General features: G+C 37.1%; 16 protein-coding genes, 1 tRNA gene, 1 other RNA gene and 1 other annotated feature. Of the genes, 15 read left to right on the top strand and 3 right to left on the bottom strand.

From position 1 onward, the window contains the following. Positions 1 to 396 precede the first annotated feature (396 nt). The 3 genes from ACIQYS_RS21955 (at position 397) to ACIQYS_RS21945 (ending at position 3919) form a co-directional block, all read left to right on the top strand. Positions 397 to 873: a glutathione peroxidase gene (locus tag ACIQYS_RS21955; RefSeq protein WP_402985091.1), complete on the top strand. Its 477-nt coding sequence runs from the start codon at positions 397 to 399 to the stop codon at positions 871 to 873. Positions 874 to 975: 102 nt separating this feature from the next. Continuing rightward, complete coding sequence (gene guaB, locus ACIQYS_RS21950) at positions 976 to 2442, top strand: IMP dehydrogenase (RefSeq protein ID WP_402985089.1); 1467 nt, start codon at positions 976 to 978, stop codon at positions 2440 to 2442. 142 nt (positions 2443 to 2584) lie between these two features. After that, entirely contained in the window at positions 2585 to 3919 is a 1335-nt protein-coding gene (locus ACIQYS_RS21945) for a serine hydrolase (RefSeq protein WP_402985087.1), read from the top strand. Positions 3920 to 3974: 55 nt separating this feature from the next. Here ACIQYS_RS21945 and pdxR read toward each other — a convergent pair whose 3' ends face one another. Further along, entirely contained in the window at positions 3975 to 5387 is a 1413-nt protein-coding gene (gene pdxR / locus ACIQYS_RS21940) for a MocR-like pyridoxine biosynthesis transcription factor PdxR (protein WP_402985085.1), read from the bottom strand. 108 nt (positions 5388 to 5495) lie between these two features. Here pdxR and pdxS point away from each other — a divergent pair, with 108 nt between their 5' ends. The 3 genes from pdxS to serS all read left to right on the top strand — a co-directional run bounded on the left by pdxS (position 5496) and on the right by serS (position 8548). Further along, positions 5496 to 6380, top strand: coding sequence for a pyridoxal 5'-phosphate synthase lyase subunit PdxS (pdxS, locus tag ACIQYS_RS21935; RefSeq protein WP_402985093.1), 885 nt, complete (start codon positions 5496 to 5498; stop codon positions 6378 to 6380). A gap of 5 nt (positions 6381 to 6385) precedes the next feature. Then, positions 6386 to 6979 carry a pyridoxal 5'-phosphate synthase glutaminase subunit PdxT gene (gene pdxT / locus ACIQYS_RS21930; RefSeq protein WP_402985083.1) on the top strand — a complete coding sequence of 198 codons (594 nt, stop codon included), beginning with the start codon at positions 6386 to 6388 and terminating at the stop codon, positions 6977 to 6979. 23 nt (positions 6980 to 7002) lie between these two features. Continuing rightward, positions 7003 to 7217 (top strand) — a binding site (T-box leader). Between the two features lie 56 nt (positions 7218 to 7273). Further along, positions 7274 to 8548, top strand: a complete 1275-nt coding sequence (gene serS / locus ACIQYS_RS21925) for a serine--tRNA ligase (RefSeq protein ID WP_402985081.1) — start codon at positions 7274 to 7276, stop codon at positions 8546 to 8548. An 18-nt stretch (positions 8549 to 8566) separates the two neighbouring features. Here the strand turns inward: serS and tadA are convergent, their stop codons facing one another. After that, on the bottom strand, positions 8567 to 9055 hold the full coding sequence (gene tadA / locus ACIQYS_RS21920) for a tRNA adenosine(34) deaminase TadA (protein ID WP_402985079.1): 489 nt from the start codon (positions 9053 to 9055) through the stop codon (positions 8567 to 8569). Positions 9056 to 9113: 58 nt separating this feature from the next. On the opposite strand from tadA, the gene ACIQYS_RS21915 reads away from it, so the two are divergent. The 3 genes from ACIQYS_RS21915 to ACIQYS_RS21905 all read left to right on the top strand — a co-directional run bounded on the left by ACIQYS_RS21915 (position 9114) and on the right by ACIQYS_RS21905 (position 11658). After that, positions 9114 to 10256 carry a glycosyl hydrolase family 18 protein gene (locus ACIQYS_RS21915; protein WP_402985077.1) on the top strand — a complete coding sequence of 381 codons (1143 nt, stop codon included), beginning with the start codon at positions 9114 to 9116 and terminating at the stop codon, positions 10254 to 10256. A gap of 99 nt (positions 10257 to 10355) precedes the next feature. Further along, complete coding sequence (locus tag ACIQYS_RS21910; protein WP_402985075.1) at positions 10356 to 10988, top strand: deoxynucleoside kinase; 633 nt, start codon at positions 10356 to 10358, stop codon at positions 10986 to 10988. A 1-nt stretch (position 10989) separates the two neighbouring features. Then, positions 10990 to 11658, top strand: a complete 669-nt coding sequence (locus tag ACIQYS_RS21905) for a deoxynucleoside kinase (protein ID WP_402985073.1) — start codon at positions 10990 to 10992, stop codon at positions 11656 to 11658. Between the two features lie 141 nt (positions 11659 to 11799). Here the strand turns inward: ACIQYS_RS21905 and ACIQYS_RS21900 are convergent. Continuing rightward, positions 11800 to 11892, bottom strand: a tRNA-Ser gene (locus tag ACIQYS_RS21900). 169 nt (positions 11893 to 12061) lie between these two features. Between ACIQYS_RS21900 and ffs the strand changes: the two genes are divergently transcribed. From ffs to ACIQYS_RS21870, 6 genes are all read left to right on the top strand, one after another. Then, positions 12062 to 12329: signal recognition particle sRNA large type (ffs, locus tag ACIQYS_RS21895), an RNA gene on the top strand. Positions 12330 to 12657: 328 nt separating this feature from the next. After that, the gene (dnaX, locus tag ACIQYS_RS21890) at positions 12658 to 14406 is read left to right on the top strand and encodes a DNA polymerase III subunit gamma/tau (protein ID WP_402985071.1); all 1749 of its coding nucleotides are present in this window, start codon (positions 12658 to 12660) and stop codon (positions 14404 to 14406) included. A 14-nt stretch (positions 14407 to 14420) separates the two neighbouring features. Further along, the gene (locus tag ACIQYS_RS21885; protein WP_093277482.1) at positions 14421 to 14741 is read left to right on the top strand and encodes a YbaB/EbfC family nucleoid-associated protein; all 321 of its coding nucleotides are present in this window, start codon (positions 14421 to 14423) and stop codon (positions 14739 to 14741) included. Between the two features lie 11 nt (positions 14742 to 14752). Next, a complete protein-coding gene (gene recR / locus ACIQYS_RS21880) occupies positions 14753 to 15349 on the top strand; it encodes a recombination mediator RecR (protein ID WP_142609543.1) in 597 nt (198 codons plus the stop codon). Between the two features lie 18 nt (positions 15350 to 15367). After that, complete coding sequence (locus ACIQYS_RS21875) at positions 15368 to 15580, top strand: YaaL family protein (RefSeq protein ID WP_402985067.1); 213 nt, start codon at positions 15368 to 15370, stop codon at positions 15578 to 15580. A gap of 62 nt (positions 15581 to 15642) precedes the next feature. Further along, on the top strand, positions 15643 to 15900 hold the full coding sequence (locus ACIQYS_RS21870) for a pro-sigmaK processing inhibitor BofA family protein (RefSeq protein WP_402985065.1): 258 nt from the start codon (positions 15643 to 15645) through the stop codon (positions 15898 to 15900). The last annotated feature ends 242 nt before the right edge of the window (positions 15901 to 16142 follow it).

Below are 16142 nucleotides of genomic sequence, written 5' to 3'. Positions count from 1 at the left end.
GATGGTAGTTGGGGGTTTCCCCCTGTGAGAGTAGGACGTCGCTGGGCACAAATAAGAAGTCGTTACCGAGTAATCGGTAGCGACTTCTTTTTATTATAGTTTAAGAAATATAAAATTTATGAGAGGAAATTACTAGTTCAAGAGAAAGTACTCTATTTTTTTGGTTTATTTCTAGTGTTATTGGAGAGTTTTTCGCCTAACTCCTGCGAGAAAGTTTGCTATAAGTTTCGGAAAAAAACGAAGTGGAAGTTAAAATACACATAAAGACTTCTTGCACTTTTTATTTGTTTGGCTAGACAAGCAAAAATATTATAAGACTATCTCTGAATTAAATGTCTTGTACAAGTATGAATAAAGAAATATTGTATAGACAAGACTAATGAAGGAGCGTTGAAAATGACATCAGTTTATGATTTTACGGCTAAGAATACAAAAGGGGAAGATGTACCTTTAAGTGAATTCAAGGGTAAACCATTAGTAATTGTAAACACCGCAAGTCATTGTGGATTTACATCTCAATTCACTGGGCTTCAGAAGTTATATGAGGAATATCATGATAAAGGACTAGAAATTTTAGCATTTCCTTGTAGCCAATTTAACAACCAGGAATTTGAGAATATTGATAGCACGTTAGAATATTGTCAACTGAACCATGGAGTTACTTTTCCTATGTTCGCAAAAATAGATGTTAAAGGAAAAGAAATACATCCATTATTTAAATTTCTTACAACAGAACAAAAAGGATTTTTATCTAATAACATAAAGTGGAATTTCACGAAATTTTTAATCGACAAAGAAGGAAAAGTAGTAGGGAGATATGCCCCGCAAACCCCTCCATTAAAAATGGAGAAAGATATTCGCAAAATTATTTAATAGAAAAATCCGAATTAATGTTTAATTAAAGGGTTCTTGACACTAGACGTGCGCGCTGATAACCTTGTAATAATATTCAGTTATAGAAGGAGGAAATTAGAAATGTGGGAGTCTAAATTTCAAAAAGAAGGTTTAACATTTGATGACGTTTTGTTAGTTCCAGCTCAATCAGAGGTGCTACCAAAAGATATCAATCTTTCCGTGCAACTCACTTCAAAAGTGAAGTTAAATATTCCAGTAATTAGTGCGGGGATGGATACTGTAACAGAAGCTAAAATGGCAATTGCGATGGCTCGACAAGGTGGATTAGGGATTATTCATAAGAATATGAGCATTGAAGAACAAGCAGAGCAAGTTGAAACAGTTAAACGTTCTGAAAATGGCGTTATTACCGATCCTTTCTTCTTAACACCAACTCATCAAGTTTATGATGCAGAACACTTAATGGGGAAATACAGAATTTCTGGTGTACCGATTGTTAATAACGAAGAAGATTTGACATTAGTGGGTATCATTACAAATCGGGATTTACGCTTTATCCAAGATTATTCTTTAAAAATTGATGAAGTAATGACAAAAGAACAGTTAGTAACAGCACCAGTTGGTACTACACTTGAAGATGCAGAGAAAATTTTACAGCAATACAAAATCGAAAAATTGCCGATTGTTGATGAAAATGGCATGCTAAAAGGATTAATTACGATTAAAGATATTGAAAAAGTAATTGAATTCCCAAATGCTGCTAAAGATCATCTTGGTCGTTTACTAGTAGGGGCAGCGGTTGGCGTAACAAAAGATACAATGCTTCGTGTAGAAAAACTTGTAAAAGCACAAGTGGATGTTATTGTTATTGATACTGCACATGGTCATTCTCAAGGAGTTATAGATACCGTAAAAAATATTCGAGAAGCTTATCCTGAATTAGATATCGTTGCTGGAAATGTGGCAACTGGTGAAGCAACTCGTGCATTATTTGAAGCTGGTGCGGATGTTGTTAAAGTAGGTATTGGACCAGGTTCTATTTGTACAACTCGTGTTGTAGCAGGGGTTGGTGTTCCTCAAATTACAGCAGTTTATGACTGTGCAACTGAAGCTCGTAAAGCAGGTAAAACAATTATTGCAGACGGAGGAATTAAATACTCTGGAGATATCGTGAAAGCTCTTGCTGCGGGTGGACATGTTGTCATGCTAGGAAGTTTACTTGCTGGTACAACTGAGAGTCCAGGAGAAACAGAAATCTTCCAAGGAAGACGTTTTAAAACATATCGTGGAATGGGATCAATTGCTGCTATGGAAAAAGGATCTAAAGATCGTTACTTCCAAGAAGAAGCGAAAAAACTGGTGCCAGAAGGAATTGAAGGACGTCTTCCTTACAAAGGACCACTTTCCGATACGATTCACCAATTACTTGGCGGTGTTCGTGCAGGTATGGGATACTGCGGAACTGGTACTTTAGAAGAATTACGTGAAAATGCACAATTCATTCGCATGACTGGTGCTGGGCTTCGTGAAAGTCATCCACATGATGTTCAGATTACGAAAGAGGCTCCAAACTATTCTATTTCTTAAGATTTAGTACAAATCGAAACTTTTGCACCCATTCGACGTCATATTCTAGGTCGAATGGGTGCTTTTTTAATTACATAATCCCTCTTATGGATAAAGTATGTTAAAATGAGCATGGAGAAAAACTAATAGTGGAGGTACAGTAGTGAAGAAAGTTTGGATGACATCAATGATTAAGTGGCTAGTACTTCCGATGTTTCTTGTTTCAGTTATATGTGGAATGCCGACTGCTACAAAAGCAGAGGATAGTTTAAATTTAAACGTCGATGCTGCAATTTTAATCGACGCTGAAACAGGTAAAATTCTGTATGAAAAAAATGCAGATGCTTCTTTAGGTATTGCTAGTATGACGAAAATGATGACGGAGTATTTACTATTTGAAGCAATTGAATCAGGAAAAATTACTTGGGATCAACAATACTCTGTAACAGATTATACATATAAAATCTCTCAAAATCGTAGTTTGAGTAATGTTCCACTTCGGGAAGATGGTACTTATTCGATTCGAGAATTGTATGAAGCAATGGCCATTTATTCGGCTAATGCTGCAACCATTGCTATTGCCGAAACAATTGCTGGTACAGAAGAGAACTTTGTAAAATTAATGAATGAAAAAGCGAAGGAAATGGGCTTGGTTGGATATAAGTTTGTCAATTCTACCGGTCTAAACAATGAAGATTTACAAGGGATGCATCCAGCAAGTACTGGAGCTTCTGATGAAAATATAATGCCAGCTAAATCGGTAGCAAAACTTGCATATTTGTTAATGAAGGATTATCCGGAAGTATTAGAAACAACTAAAATACCTAAAAAAACATTCCGTGAAGGGACTTCTGACGCTATTGAAATGAGCAACTGGAATTGGATGTTACCAGGCTTAGTTTTTGAGTATGAAGGCGTAGACGGTCTAAAAACAGGTACGACCGAATTTGCTGGACATTCCTTTACAGGGACAGCTACAAGAAATGGTATGCGTGTAATTGCCGTTGTGATGAAAGCTGTAGATGCAAATGGTGTGGGTACTTATAAAGCACGTTTTGATGCAACGAGAGCATTATTTGACTATGGCTTTGCTCAATTTTCAAAAGAAGAAATTATTCCAGCTGGATATAAAATTCCTGAACACGAAACTTTATCAGTTGAAAAAGGAAAAGAAGATAATGTAGCCATTGCTGTAAAAGATCCAATTTCAATGGTCATTAAAACAAATGAAAAAGAATTGTACAAACCTGTATTTACAGCAGAAAAAGAGAAATTAGAAGCTGCTATTGAAAAAGGTACAGTAGTAGGTAAAGTACATCTAGAAAGAACGGAAGGAACAGACTATGGTTATATTCTCGATCAAGCGCCAGAAGTGGATGTTGTAACTACTGAAGCAGTAGAAAGAGCTAGCTGGATTAGTTTAATGTTCCAAGGTATTGGGAAATTCTTCAGTAATCTGTGGAGTAGCACTACTGATTTTATTGGTGGACTATTTTAACCTTGATACCTGTCTATATTTGATATATAAAAGCACTGTTACTCAAACTTTGAGTTTACAGTGCTTTTGTTATTTCCAGAGCATCTACAAGTTGTTTGATGGCAGTTTCTAGATATTCAACTTCGATTCCTCCAAATCCTAATACAATTTTTGGTTGATGGAATGAATCCAAGTTTCCAGAAACATATTCTTGTAATCCGTATACACGTATACCTGCTCGTTTAGCAAGTTCGATAAGCTCTTCTTCCGTTTTAGAAGTTTGAACGGTTAACACAAGATGCATACCTGCTTGTTCACCTGAAATAGTAACTAGTGGATCATACATAGCAATTGTTCTTGTAACTATTTCTAATTTTCGTTTATAAATCTTCCTCATTTTATTTAGATGTTTTGCAAAATAACCTGTTTCCATAAATTTAGCGAGTATCTGCTGGTCCATTCGAGGTACTGTAGCAGCATAATACGAATATTTTTGTTTATATTGGATAATAAGTGGTTTCGGTAAAACAGCATAGGCAATACGAAGTGAAGGCATTAATGACTTTGAAAATGTACTTAAATAAATGACACGTTCGTTTTGATCGATTCCTTGTAATGACGGAATTGGTTTGCCGGTATATCTAAACTCACTATCATAATCATCTTCTATAATATATCTATTTTCAGCTTTGTAGGCCCAAGAAAGTAGCTGAGTCCGACGAGTAGCAGACAGAACCGCACCTGATGGAAACTGATGAGATGGCGTTACATACATAACTGTTGCATTCGATTGTTCTAACTGTGATACACATACTCCATCCCCGTCAACTGGAATAGGAATGGTTTTTTCATTGTCTTCTAAAAGTAAATGGTGCGTAAGTGGATAGCCTGGATTTTCAATTCCATAAATGGCTTCATTCCCTAGTAAACGAATGATTAGCGGCATTAACTGCTCTGTTCCAGACCCAAGTATAATCTGTTCAGGTGTGCATTTAACACCCCTAGATTGATACAAATAGGATGAAATTTGTTGTCTTAATGCATAGTCTCCCTGAGGGTGTCCAAGCAAAAGAAAATCTTTATTTGCTTCGCTAATGACTTCTTTAGAAAACTTTCTCCAAACTGGAAATGGAAAGGAATCTGTGTCAATTTTCCCTGGTGAGAAATCGATGGAATAGATATCCGTTGACCGTTCGTCTTGAACGATTATAGGTCGGTTTTGCTCGATCAATGCTAATTCAGTTAGGTTTTGCACGAAAAAACCTTTCCTTGCTTCGGAAGAGATAAACCCTTCGGAAACTAACTGGCTGTATGCAAATTCAATAGTTGTTTGGCTTACAGATAAATACTCTGCTAACTTTCTTTTAGAAGGAAGTTTAGCCCCTTCTTCAATTGTTCCAGTAATAATTGCTTTTTTTATTTCTGTATAAAGCTGCTCATATAAAGGAGTTAGTGAGTTTGTTTCAAGTTGGAACATAAGAAAATCCATTTTTACCACCTATCTGACCACTTTTGTTTTTGTATTTCTGATACTTTTCAAATGGTCATATTTCATTATACTAAACATTATAACAATTTGGAGGGGAATAATATGACAATTTATCAAACGGGGACGGATAGAGTAAAACGTGGGATGGCGGAAATGCAAAAAGGCGGCGTTATTATGGACGTTATCAATGCGGATCAAGCACGTATTGCAGAAGCGGCGGGTGCAGTGGCTGTAATGGCATTAGAAAGAGTACCATCGGATATTCGCGCAGCAGGTGGAGTTGCCCGTATGGCTGACCCTCGCATTATGGAAGAGGTAATGGGTGCAGTAACCATCCCTGTAATGGCAAAAGCTCGTATTGGGCATATTACCGAAGCCCGCATTTTAGAAGCGATGGGCGTAGATTATATTGACGAGTCAGAAGTTTTGACACCGGCCGATGAAGAGTATCATTTACGTAAAAGTGATTTTACAATACCGTTTGTTTGTGGATGTAAAGATTTAGGGGAAGCAGCTCGCCGTATTGGGGAAGGAGCTTCTATGCTACGTACAAAAGGGGAGCCCGGGACAGGAAATATTGTAGAAGCTGTTCGTCACCTACGTAAAGTGAATGCGCATGTACGTAAAATTGTCCATATGAACGAGGATGAGCTAATGACAGAAGCGAAAATTTTAGGAGCTCCTTATGATATTTTATTGCAAATAAAAAATAACGGTAAACTACCAGTTGTAAATTTTGCGGCGGGTGGTGTTGCAACACCAGCAGATGCAGCACTCATGATGGAACTCGGGGCAGATGGTGTATTTGTTGGATCAGGTATTTTCAAGTCAGAAAACCCAGAGAAATTTGCCCGTGCAATTGTCGAAGCTACAACACATTATCAAGATTATAAATTACTTGTAGAAATCTCAAAAGACTTAGGTATCCCCATGAAGGGAATAGAAATTTCACGTTTAGCTGCTGGGGAACGCATGCAAGATAGAGGATGGTAATATAAATGGTTAAAATAGGAGTTTTAGCGCTTCAAGGAGCAATTAGCGAACATGTTCTTTCTATTGAAGCATGTGGAGCAAAAGCCATTTTAGTAAAAAGTAAAGATGATTTGAACCTAGTGGATGGTTTAATCCTACCCGGAGGAGAAAGCACTACAATGCGTAAACTAATCGATCACTATGACCTGCTTGTACCATTGCAACAGTTTGCATCTGAGGAAAAACCAATGTTTGGTACATGTGCTGGTTTAATCCTTCTAGCAAAAAAATTAGTTGGATATGATGCTGCGCATATTGGTGTGTTAAACGCTACAGTAGAGCGTAATTCTTTCGGACGACAAGTAGATAGCTTTGAAACTTCACTTGTAGTAAAGGATATTGCAACAGATTTTCCTGCTGTTTTTATAAGAGCTCCGCATATAGTAGAGGTCGGACCAGGCATAGAAATACTTGCTACACATGAAGATAGAATTGTAATGGCTAAACAAGGACATATACTAGGATGTTCTTTTCATCCAGAGTTAACGGCTGATCATCGCATTGCTGCCTATTTTACTGACATGGTAAAGGAATCACTTGCCAAGAAAGCATCTGTATAGTAAAGTGAAAGTAATTTAATGATTAAAAAACGATGATGGGAAGCAGTAACAAGCACGTTTTTTCTAGAGAGTCAGCGGCTGGTGCAAGCTGATATAAACACTTGTGAATCCGTCCTTTGAGTTGAACGGCTGAATTTTAGTAAGTCGTTTCCGGTTGAAAAGCCGTTATTTTACAAGTGGACTTGACATATGGTCAAGTCAATCAGGGTGGCAACGCGGGTATGCTCTCGTCCCTTTTATAGGGGATGGGGGCTTTTTTGTCGTTTTTTTATTAAAAATTAGGAGGAATTGTACATGTTAGATGTGAAATTTGTACGAGAAAATTACGAAACAGTAAAAGCGAAACTTGCAAAACGTGGAGAAGAAATTTCGGAGTTCGATCAATTCCAACCATTAGATCAAAAGCGTAGAGAACTGATTGCTAAAACAGAAGTGCTAAAAGCGGAGCGAAATGAATTCTCTCAAAAAATTTCAGAGATGAAACGTAATAAAGAAAATGCAGATGATCTTATTGCTCGTATGCGAGAAGTTGGCGATGCTATTAAAGTATTGGATGAAGAGCTACGAGAAGTGGAAGAAAAGTTCGATCATATGATGATGCGTATTCCAAATATTCCACATGATAGTGTTCCAATTGGTGATTCAGAAGATGATAACGTGGAAATTCGTACATGGGGTAAAGTGCCTTCTTTTGATTTTGAAACGAAAGCACATTGGGATATCGCAACTGATTTAAAAATAGTGGATTTTGAACGTGCGGCAAAAGTTACAGGAAGTCGTTTTGCTTTTTACCGTGGATTAGGAGCAAGACTGGAGCGTGCTTTGATCAACTTCATGATGGATTTACATGCGGAAGAGCATGGATATGAAGAAATGTTACCTCCTTATTTAGCAAACCGTGCAAGCTTGACTGGTACTGGTCAGCTTCCGAAGTTTGAGGAAGATGCATTTTTAATAAACGAAGAAGATTATTTCTTAATCCCAACGGCAGAAGTTCCGGTTACGAATTTTTACCGAGATGAAATTCTAGATGCGGCAGCATTACCACAAGCATTTACTGCTTTTAGTGCTTGTTTCCGATCAGAGGCAGGATCTGCAGGACGTGATACAAGAGGTTTAATACGACAGCATCAATTTAATAAAGTGGAGCTTGTTCGTTTTGTGAAGCCGGAAGATTCTTATGAACAGTTGGAGTTACTTACTGGTCACGCAGAAAAAGTGTTGCAGTTATTAGGACTACCATACCGTGTGCTTCATATGTGTACAGCAGACTTAGGATTTACTGCTGCGAAAAAGTATGATTTAGAAGTTTGGTTACCAAGTTACGGGGAGTATAAAGAAATTTCCTCTTGCAGTAACTTCGAGGATTTCCAAGCTCGTCGTGCTGGTATTCGCTTTAGAAGAGAGACGGGCGCTAAACCTGAATATGTACACACATTAAATGGAAGTGGACTTGCGCTTGGTCGTACAGTTGCCGCTATTTTAGAGAATTATCAACAAGCCGATGGAACAGTAGTTGTCCCGGAAGTTTTAGTACCGTATATGGGTGGAAAAACTGTCATTAAGTAATAAGAAAAGAACCAGAGACTATAAACGTTTCTGGTTCTTTTTTTGTGCGCGGAGATTCCGAAAAAATTCGGTAAGAAGGCTACCACATTCTTCAGCCAAAACACCTTCTGTCACTTCACACATATGGTTGAATCTACTGTCATTTAAAAGTCGGTATAACGAATCTACACAACCTGCTTTTGCATCTCTAGCCCCATATACAACACGGGGAATACGTGATTGTAAAATAGCTCCTGCGCACATAGGACAAGGCTCTAGTGTTACATATAAAGTCGTTTGTTCTAATCTCCAGCTTCCAATTTTCGCGCATGCTTCTTGAATTGCTAATAATTCCGCATGGGTGGTTGCATTTTGAGTCGTCTCTCTTAAATTAAAAGCCTTTGCAATAACTTCATCTTTGTATACAACAATAGCCCCAATTGGTACTTCTCCAATAGCGGCTGCTTTTTTTGCTTCTTCTATCGCTAAGTTCATATAATGTTCATCCAATTTAAAACAACCCCTCATGCATAGTGTAGCATGTTTTATTTATGTTCTGCATATTGTATGTTGAAGGAGTGATCGATTGATATATATAGTGAAGCAAGGAGATAATTTATATGCAATCGCAAAACGTTTTGGCACAAATGTTGCAACAATTGCCTCTATAAACCAACTCCCAGAACCTGATGTATTAGTCGTAGGTCAGGCACTTGTTTTACCAGCGACGCCTAGTCCAGATCGACCCATAATTGAAACAAATTTATACGTAGAGTGGTTTACAGAAGTACCATCCCAAAATGTCATTAATCAAGTAGAGAAATATGCAGACCAATTAACGTATATGATGCCATTTGCATATGAAGTAAAGAGGGACGGCTCTTTAGCTTCTATGAATTGGGGAAGTTTGTCCGAAGTTGCAAAAACACATCGAGTAGAAACAGTTATTGTAATCGTTAATATTGAAAATTATGCATTTAGTGACACATTAGCACATACAGTTTTTACAAATGAGACAGTGAAAAAGAATGTATTTGCACAAACGGTTGCGGAAGCGGAAAAAAGAGGTACGAAACATATTCATGTTGACTTTGAGTATATAAACAAAGAGGACAGAGAAAATTATGTGAATTTCTTGAAAGAGTTCAAGGATTTCGCGAAAGGATATGCAATTTCTGCAACACTTGCTCCGAAAACAAGTGCCGAACAAAATGGCAAGTGGTACGGTGGATTTGATTATAAAGCAATTGGAGAAGTAGTTGATTTTGTTGTCATTATGACATATGAATGGGGTTACAGTGGAGGCCCTCCTATGGCAGTTTCTCCAATCGGTCCAGTTCGAAAAGTATTAGAATATGCGGTAACAGAAATTGAGCCTCGTAAAGTATTGATGGGCCAAAATTTGTATGGATACGACTGGACATTACCGTATAAACAAGGAAATCCAAATGCTAAAGCATTAAGTCCCCAACAAGCAATTCAATTAGCTAAAAACCGGAATGTTGCTATTGAGTATGATAAAGTTGCACAAGCACCGTATTTTCATTATTGGTTAGATGGAAAAGAGCATGAGGTTTGGTTTGAGGATGCAAGGTCTATTGAAGCAAAGTTTAAACTGTTGAAAGAGTTAAAATTATTAGGGATAGCCTATTGGCATAGCGGTTTTGATTTTCCACAAAACTGGTATTTGCTACAACAAATGTTTCGGGTGAAAAAAAATAGAGTATAGTTGTCTTTCTTTTGGAAAGGCAACTATATTCTATTTTTTATTTTCAAGCTATGTTAAAATAAAGGGCACGATTTGAAATATTAGAGTGAGGGTAAAATTATGTCCATTCCATTTATTACGGTTGAAGGTCCCATAGGTGTTGGAAAGACCTCGTTAGCAAAGATAATTGCACAAACGTATCAATTTGAATTGTTAAAAGAAATTGTGGATGAAAATCCTTTTTTGAATAAATTTTACGATGATATTGCCGAGTGGAGTTTCCAAACGGAAATGTTTTTTTTATGTAATCGTTATAAACAATTAAGTGATATAGAGAAAAAGTATCTATCGAAAGATAAAGGAGTTATAGCGGATTACCATATTTTTAAAAATCTAATTTTCGCTAAACGTTCGTTAAATGAAGTAGAATATGAGAAATATGAATCTATTTATCAAATTTTAACGCAAGATATGCCTATTCCTAATATGGTTATTTATCTTGATGCAAGTTTAGACGTCCTTCTTAATCGTATTAATATGCGAGGAAGGGACTTTGAAAAGAAGATAAGTCCAGATTATTTACAGCAACTTTCGTCAGATTATCGTATGTTTATCGATGACTTTGAAAAAAAACATCCAAACGTTCCTGTATTAAGGTTAGATGGAGACAAAATGGATTTTGTTCAAAATGGCCAAGATTTACAAACAATATTAGATCAAGTAGATGCAACATTGCATAGAAGGAGTTTATAGTATGAATTTAAGAGAGAAGTATGGTATCCCCTCTAATGCAGTTATTACAATTGCAGGAACTGTTGGTGTAGGAAAATCTACAATGACAAAAGCGCTTGCGGATGCACTTCATTTTAAAACCTCATTTGAGAAAGTAGATGCGAACCCATATTTAGATCGCTTTTATGAGGATTTTTCCAAGTGGAGTTTTCATTTACAAATTTACTTTTTAGCGGAGCGCTTTAAAGAACAAAAAAGAATGTTTGAATACGGTGGAGGATTTATTCAAGATCGTTCCATTTATGAAGACACTGGCATATTTGCGCAAATGCATAAGGAAAAAGGAACGATGGATCCAGTAGACCACGAAACGTATACAAGTTTGTTTGAAGCAATGGTCATGACCCCGTATTTCCCACATCCGAATTTGTTAATCTATTTAGAAGGTTCTTTAGAAGATATTATTGATCGGATTCATGATAGAGGACGCCAAATGGAGCAACAAACACCTATTTCGTATTGGGAAGAAATGCATGGGCGTTATGAGAAATGGATAGATTCTTTCAATGGATGTCCTGTGCTCCGATTAAATATAAACGATTATGACATTGTAGAAAATCCTCAAAACATTGAGAAGATTGTTGCGAGAATTGGTCATTTTATGGAGCAAACTGCAATATTGCGTAACTAAAATAAAACCTCCCGCCGATTATAGGTGGGAGGTTTTAATATGTAAATAAGATATTTAATTTTCTGAACAATATTTCGAAAGAAAAATTCGTTACCAATGCAACGAATTCAATCTCAAATTTATGCGTGTGTGTATTTAAAATGGAGGAGGAAGAGGGATTCGAACCCCCGCGCGGTATGACCCGCCTGTCGGTTTTCAAGACCGATCCCTTCAGCCAGACTTGGGTATTCCTCCGAAGTACAAGAACTAATTTATCATGGTTGAAAAACAAAGTCAATATATTTAATTATATTTTTTATAAAAAATATAATTAGTTATTCAATGATTAAGATAACAAGGCATCATGAATAAAAATATTCGTTTCCATTGATTTTTCTCTTTTAAAAAAGTATAATAGTAAATGCCGTGCTAGGTGGGAAGGTAGCGGTGTCTTGTAACTCGCAATCCGCTCTAGCGAGACTGAACTCCTTCTCTGAGGTTGAATACATGTAGGGTCTGGTACTTGCACGTGATGTTGACGTTTGGGTCCTGCGCAATGAGTGCCCATGAACCATGTCAGGTCCGGAAGGAAGCAGCATTAAGTGGTGTTTTCTCATGTGCCGCGGGGTAGCCTAAGCCGAGTTAACGACAAGGGTGCCGCTTATGTGTTTCAAGCGAAGGAAGGTGCACGGCATTAAATTAACTGATCAACTCATTTGTCTACTAGGCAAATGAGTTTTTTTATTTATGGAGATTATAAGGGGATGGAATGCAAATAACTTCTAGTAGTACTGTTATGGTATGTTTTGGGGGTAATGCGTCGTAGTGACCGCAGCGGAAATCCCAGAGGACACTTAATAGAGCTTTCTTACGACGCATTATCTCTATTATGCGAAATATGCTTTATAAGGGTATTTTTTTATTTGCTTATTAATTTTGTACTATATTAGGCGAAGCAACCAACGCTTTATGGTATAATAAAGTCATTATCTACTTAACAATGAGAAGGAGGGGAATTTGTTGTCGTATCAAGCTTTTTACCGCGCTTACAGGCCTCAGTCATTTGCGGAAATGTCAGGTCAATCACATATTAAGCAAACTCTCCAAAATGCCCTCCTTTACAATAAAACGACACATGCGTATTTATTCTCAGGTCCGCGCGGTACAGGAAAAACGAGTGCGGCAAAAATTTTCGCCAAAGCCTTAAACTGTGAAAATGGACCAGCAAAAGAGCCGTGTAATATATGCGAAACTTGTAAAAGTATTACAGAAGGGTCTAATACAGATGTGATTGAGTTTGATGCAGCTTCTAACTCCCGTGTAGAGGAAATGCGAGAAATTATTGAAAAAGTTCGTTTTGCTCCTTCAAATGCTCGTTACAAAGTGTATATTATTGACGAAGTGCATATGCTGTCTACAAGCGCATTTAATGCTTTATTAAAAACATTAGAGGAACCACCAGCCCATGCTGTATTTATCTTAGCAACGACTGAACCACATAAAATTCCATTAACGATTATATCAAGATGCCAGCGATTCGATTTTAAAAGAATTACTTCATCCGATATCGTTTCACGAATGAAAGAAGTATTGACTGATGCTAATATAGAATACGATGAAAATGTGTTAAAGGTTATTGCTCAAGCAGCAGCTGGCGGTATGCGTGATGCACTAAGTATGCTAGATCAAGTAGTGTCGTTTAGTGGAGAGAAAATGACACTAGCGGATGCATTATTAGTAACTGGGTCTATTGGACAGGACGTATTCTTTCGACTAGCAGATGCATTAATTGAGAAGGATGTTGCGAAGGCACTAAGTTGTGTGGAACAGTTAATAGATGATGGGAAAGATCCTGTTCGATTAACAGAGGACTTTATTACCTTTTATCGTGATTTACTTGTATTGCTTGTTGCACCGGAACAAACAGAGTTATTGGAAATAGCAACAGGGGACGCTATGTTTCATGAGTTGGCATCCAAATTTGCGGAAGATACTTTGTATAAAAGTATCTCTATATTAACGAATACTCAACAGGAAATGCGTTTTTCAAATCATGCGAAAGTATATTTAGAAACTGCGATTATTCGTTTAGCGCAAGTTCCAAGAGGGAATATGGTAGCCGCCGAGAGTAACACGGAACTTGAGATGAAAGTAAAAACACTTGAAAGTCAGCTACACCAACTGCAACAGCAAATTAACCAAGGTATAATACCACAAGCTAATGCTGGGGCACAAGAACAACCAAAAAGACAAAGACAAAAGTCAAATAGCGGTGTGAAAGTGTCGAGTGGTCGTATACAAGAAATTTTAAAAACGGCAACTAAGACAGATATCCAAACGATCAAATCCCAATGGGCTACTATTTTGCAACAGCTTCAAAAATCACATGCTGCATTATTAAATGATGCTGAACCAGTAGCAGCATCTTCTAGTGCATTTGTGTTAAAATTTAAATATGAAATTCATTGTCAAATGGCCATGGAAAATAAGACCTTTTCATCTTCTTTTCCTCAGTTAATTGCAAACTTGACTGGTACAATATATGAAGTTGTATATGTGCCTGAAGAAAATTGGTTAAAAATCAGGGAAGATTTTATACGTCAGAATGGTTTGAAGCAAGCTGACGCAGGGAGTGCGGAAGATACTTCTTCTGAACCTACGGAAGCAATGGAGCTTCTACAAGGCATGGAAGAAATCTCGGAAGATCCTTTAATCGTAGAAGCAGAAAAATTGTTTGGAAAAGAATTTGTAGAAGTACATGATGACTAAGGAGGAAATTAATAATGCGTGGAATGGGAAATATGCAAGGTATGATGAAGCAAATGCAAAAAATGCAAAAGAAAATGGCAGAGGCACAAGAGGAACTAGGAACTCAACGTTTCGAAGCTGTAGCTGGTGGCGGAATGGTCAAAGTCGTTGTTTCAGGACATAAAGAAGTACTGGAAGTAGAACTTGATCCAACTGTTGTAGACCCAGAAGATATCGAAATGCTTCAAGATTTAATAGTAATTGCAACAAATGAGGCAATGAAAAAAGCAGAAGAAACATCGAATGCCACAATGGGTCAATTCACGAAAGGATTGAACCTTCCTGGTATGTTCTAGGAGGAAAAAAGATGCATTATCCTGAACCAATATCGAAACTAATAGATAGTTTTATGAAATTGCCAGGAATCGGGCCGAAAACAGCGGCCCGTCTGGCATTTTTTGTATTAACAATGAAAGAAGATACTGTTCTAGATTTCGCTAAAGCACTAGTTGATGCTAAGCGAAATTTAACGTATTGCTCAGTTTGTGGCCATATTACGGATATCGATCCGTGTCATATCTGTCAAGATCAACAGCGTGATTTATCAATGATTTGTGTCGTCCAAGATACAAAGGATGTCATAGCGATGGAGAAAATGAGAGACTATAATGGTTTATATCACGTGCTCCATGGTGCTATATCGCCAATGGATGGAATTGGTCCAGAAGACATTAATGTACCATCCCTTTTAAAGAGATTGCAGGATACACAAGTGGAAGAATTGATATTAGCAACTAACCCTACAATAGAAGGAGAAGCAACAGCGATGTATATTTCTCGTCTCGTAAAGCCTTCTGGTATTAAGACAACAAGAATTGCACATGGTTTACCTGTAGGCGGAGACTTAGAGTATGCGGATGAAGTAACTTTATCCAAAGCATTAGAGGGGCGTCGAGAGTTGTAAGGGGGATGTTGTAGTACGATGTTTTTTCAAAGAGCAAAGTTAAAAAAAGAATTTGATGAGCAATTTGTAAAGTTAATGAAAGAAACGAAAGAAGATTGGCAACAGGCTCAACTGATAGAAGATTATTTGAATGACTATGATCTAGAGGCGATGGCGAAAAGAAAAATCGCAGAGAGTATTCATTTCTATCTATATAAAGAGGCGAAGATCCGAAATGTGATTTTAAAATAAGTATAATAGTAGTACTAGCTTCATACAGTAATAGATAGTGATTTTATGAGAGGATGATATTCATGAAGTTAATTATCATTGGAGGTTCGCTAGTACTACTATTACTTCTTATGTTTAGAAAATCTTTTTCTGGAATAATAGAAGGGATATCTATCATTTTATTTCGTTTAGGTTTGTCCGTTCTCTTATTATTCGGTATGCATTTACTTTTAGGTTTAGCTGGTTATACAATCCCTATTAATCTGTTCACGGGTGCTGTAGTGGCGGTTCTAGGAGTACCGGGAGTAGCTTCTGTTGTAGCTATTTCTATATTACTTTAAAAAACTTCATAAAAAGTGTTGACTTATTCTAGTGAAGAGAGTAATATAGTAGAAGTCGCCAAGAGGTAAACAAAAAGGCAGACAACATGAACATTGAAAACTGAACATGCAAAACGTTAAGACATATAGCTTGATAGACTAACTTGATTAGTCCGATAGCAAAACAATTTTGACATCATTTAATGATGATGCCAGCAAAACAAAATGAGCTTTTTAAGTTCTCTATTATGGAGAGTTTGATC

Source organism: Psychrobacillus sp. NPDC096426 (assembly GCF_044762745.1).
In the GTDB taxonomy this organism is placed as follows: domain Bacteria; phylum Bacillota; class Bacilli; order Bacillales_A; family Planococcaceae; genus Psychrobacillus.
Note: the sequence above shows the minus strand (reverse complement) of the source record. Positions and strands in the feature narration are given on the sequence as shown.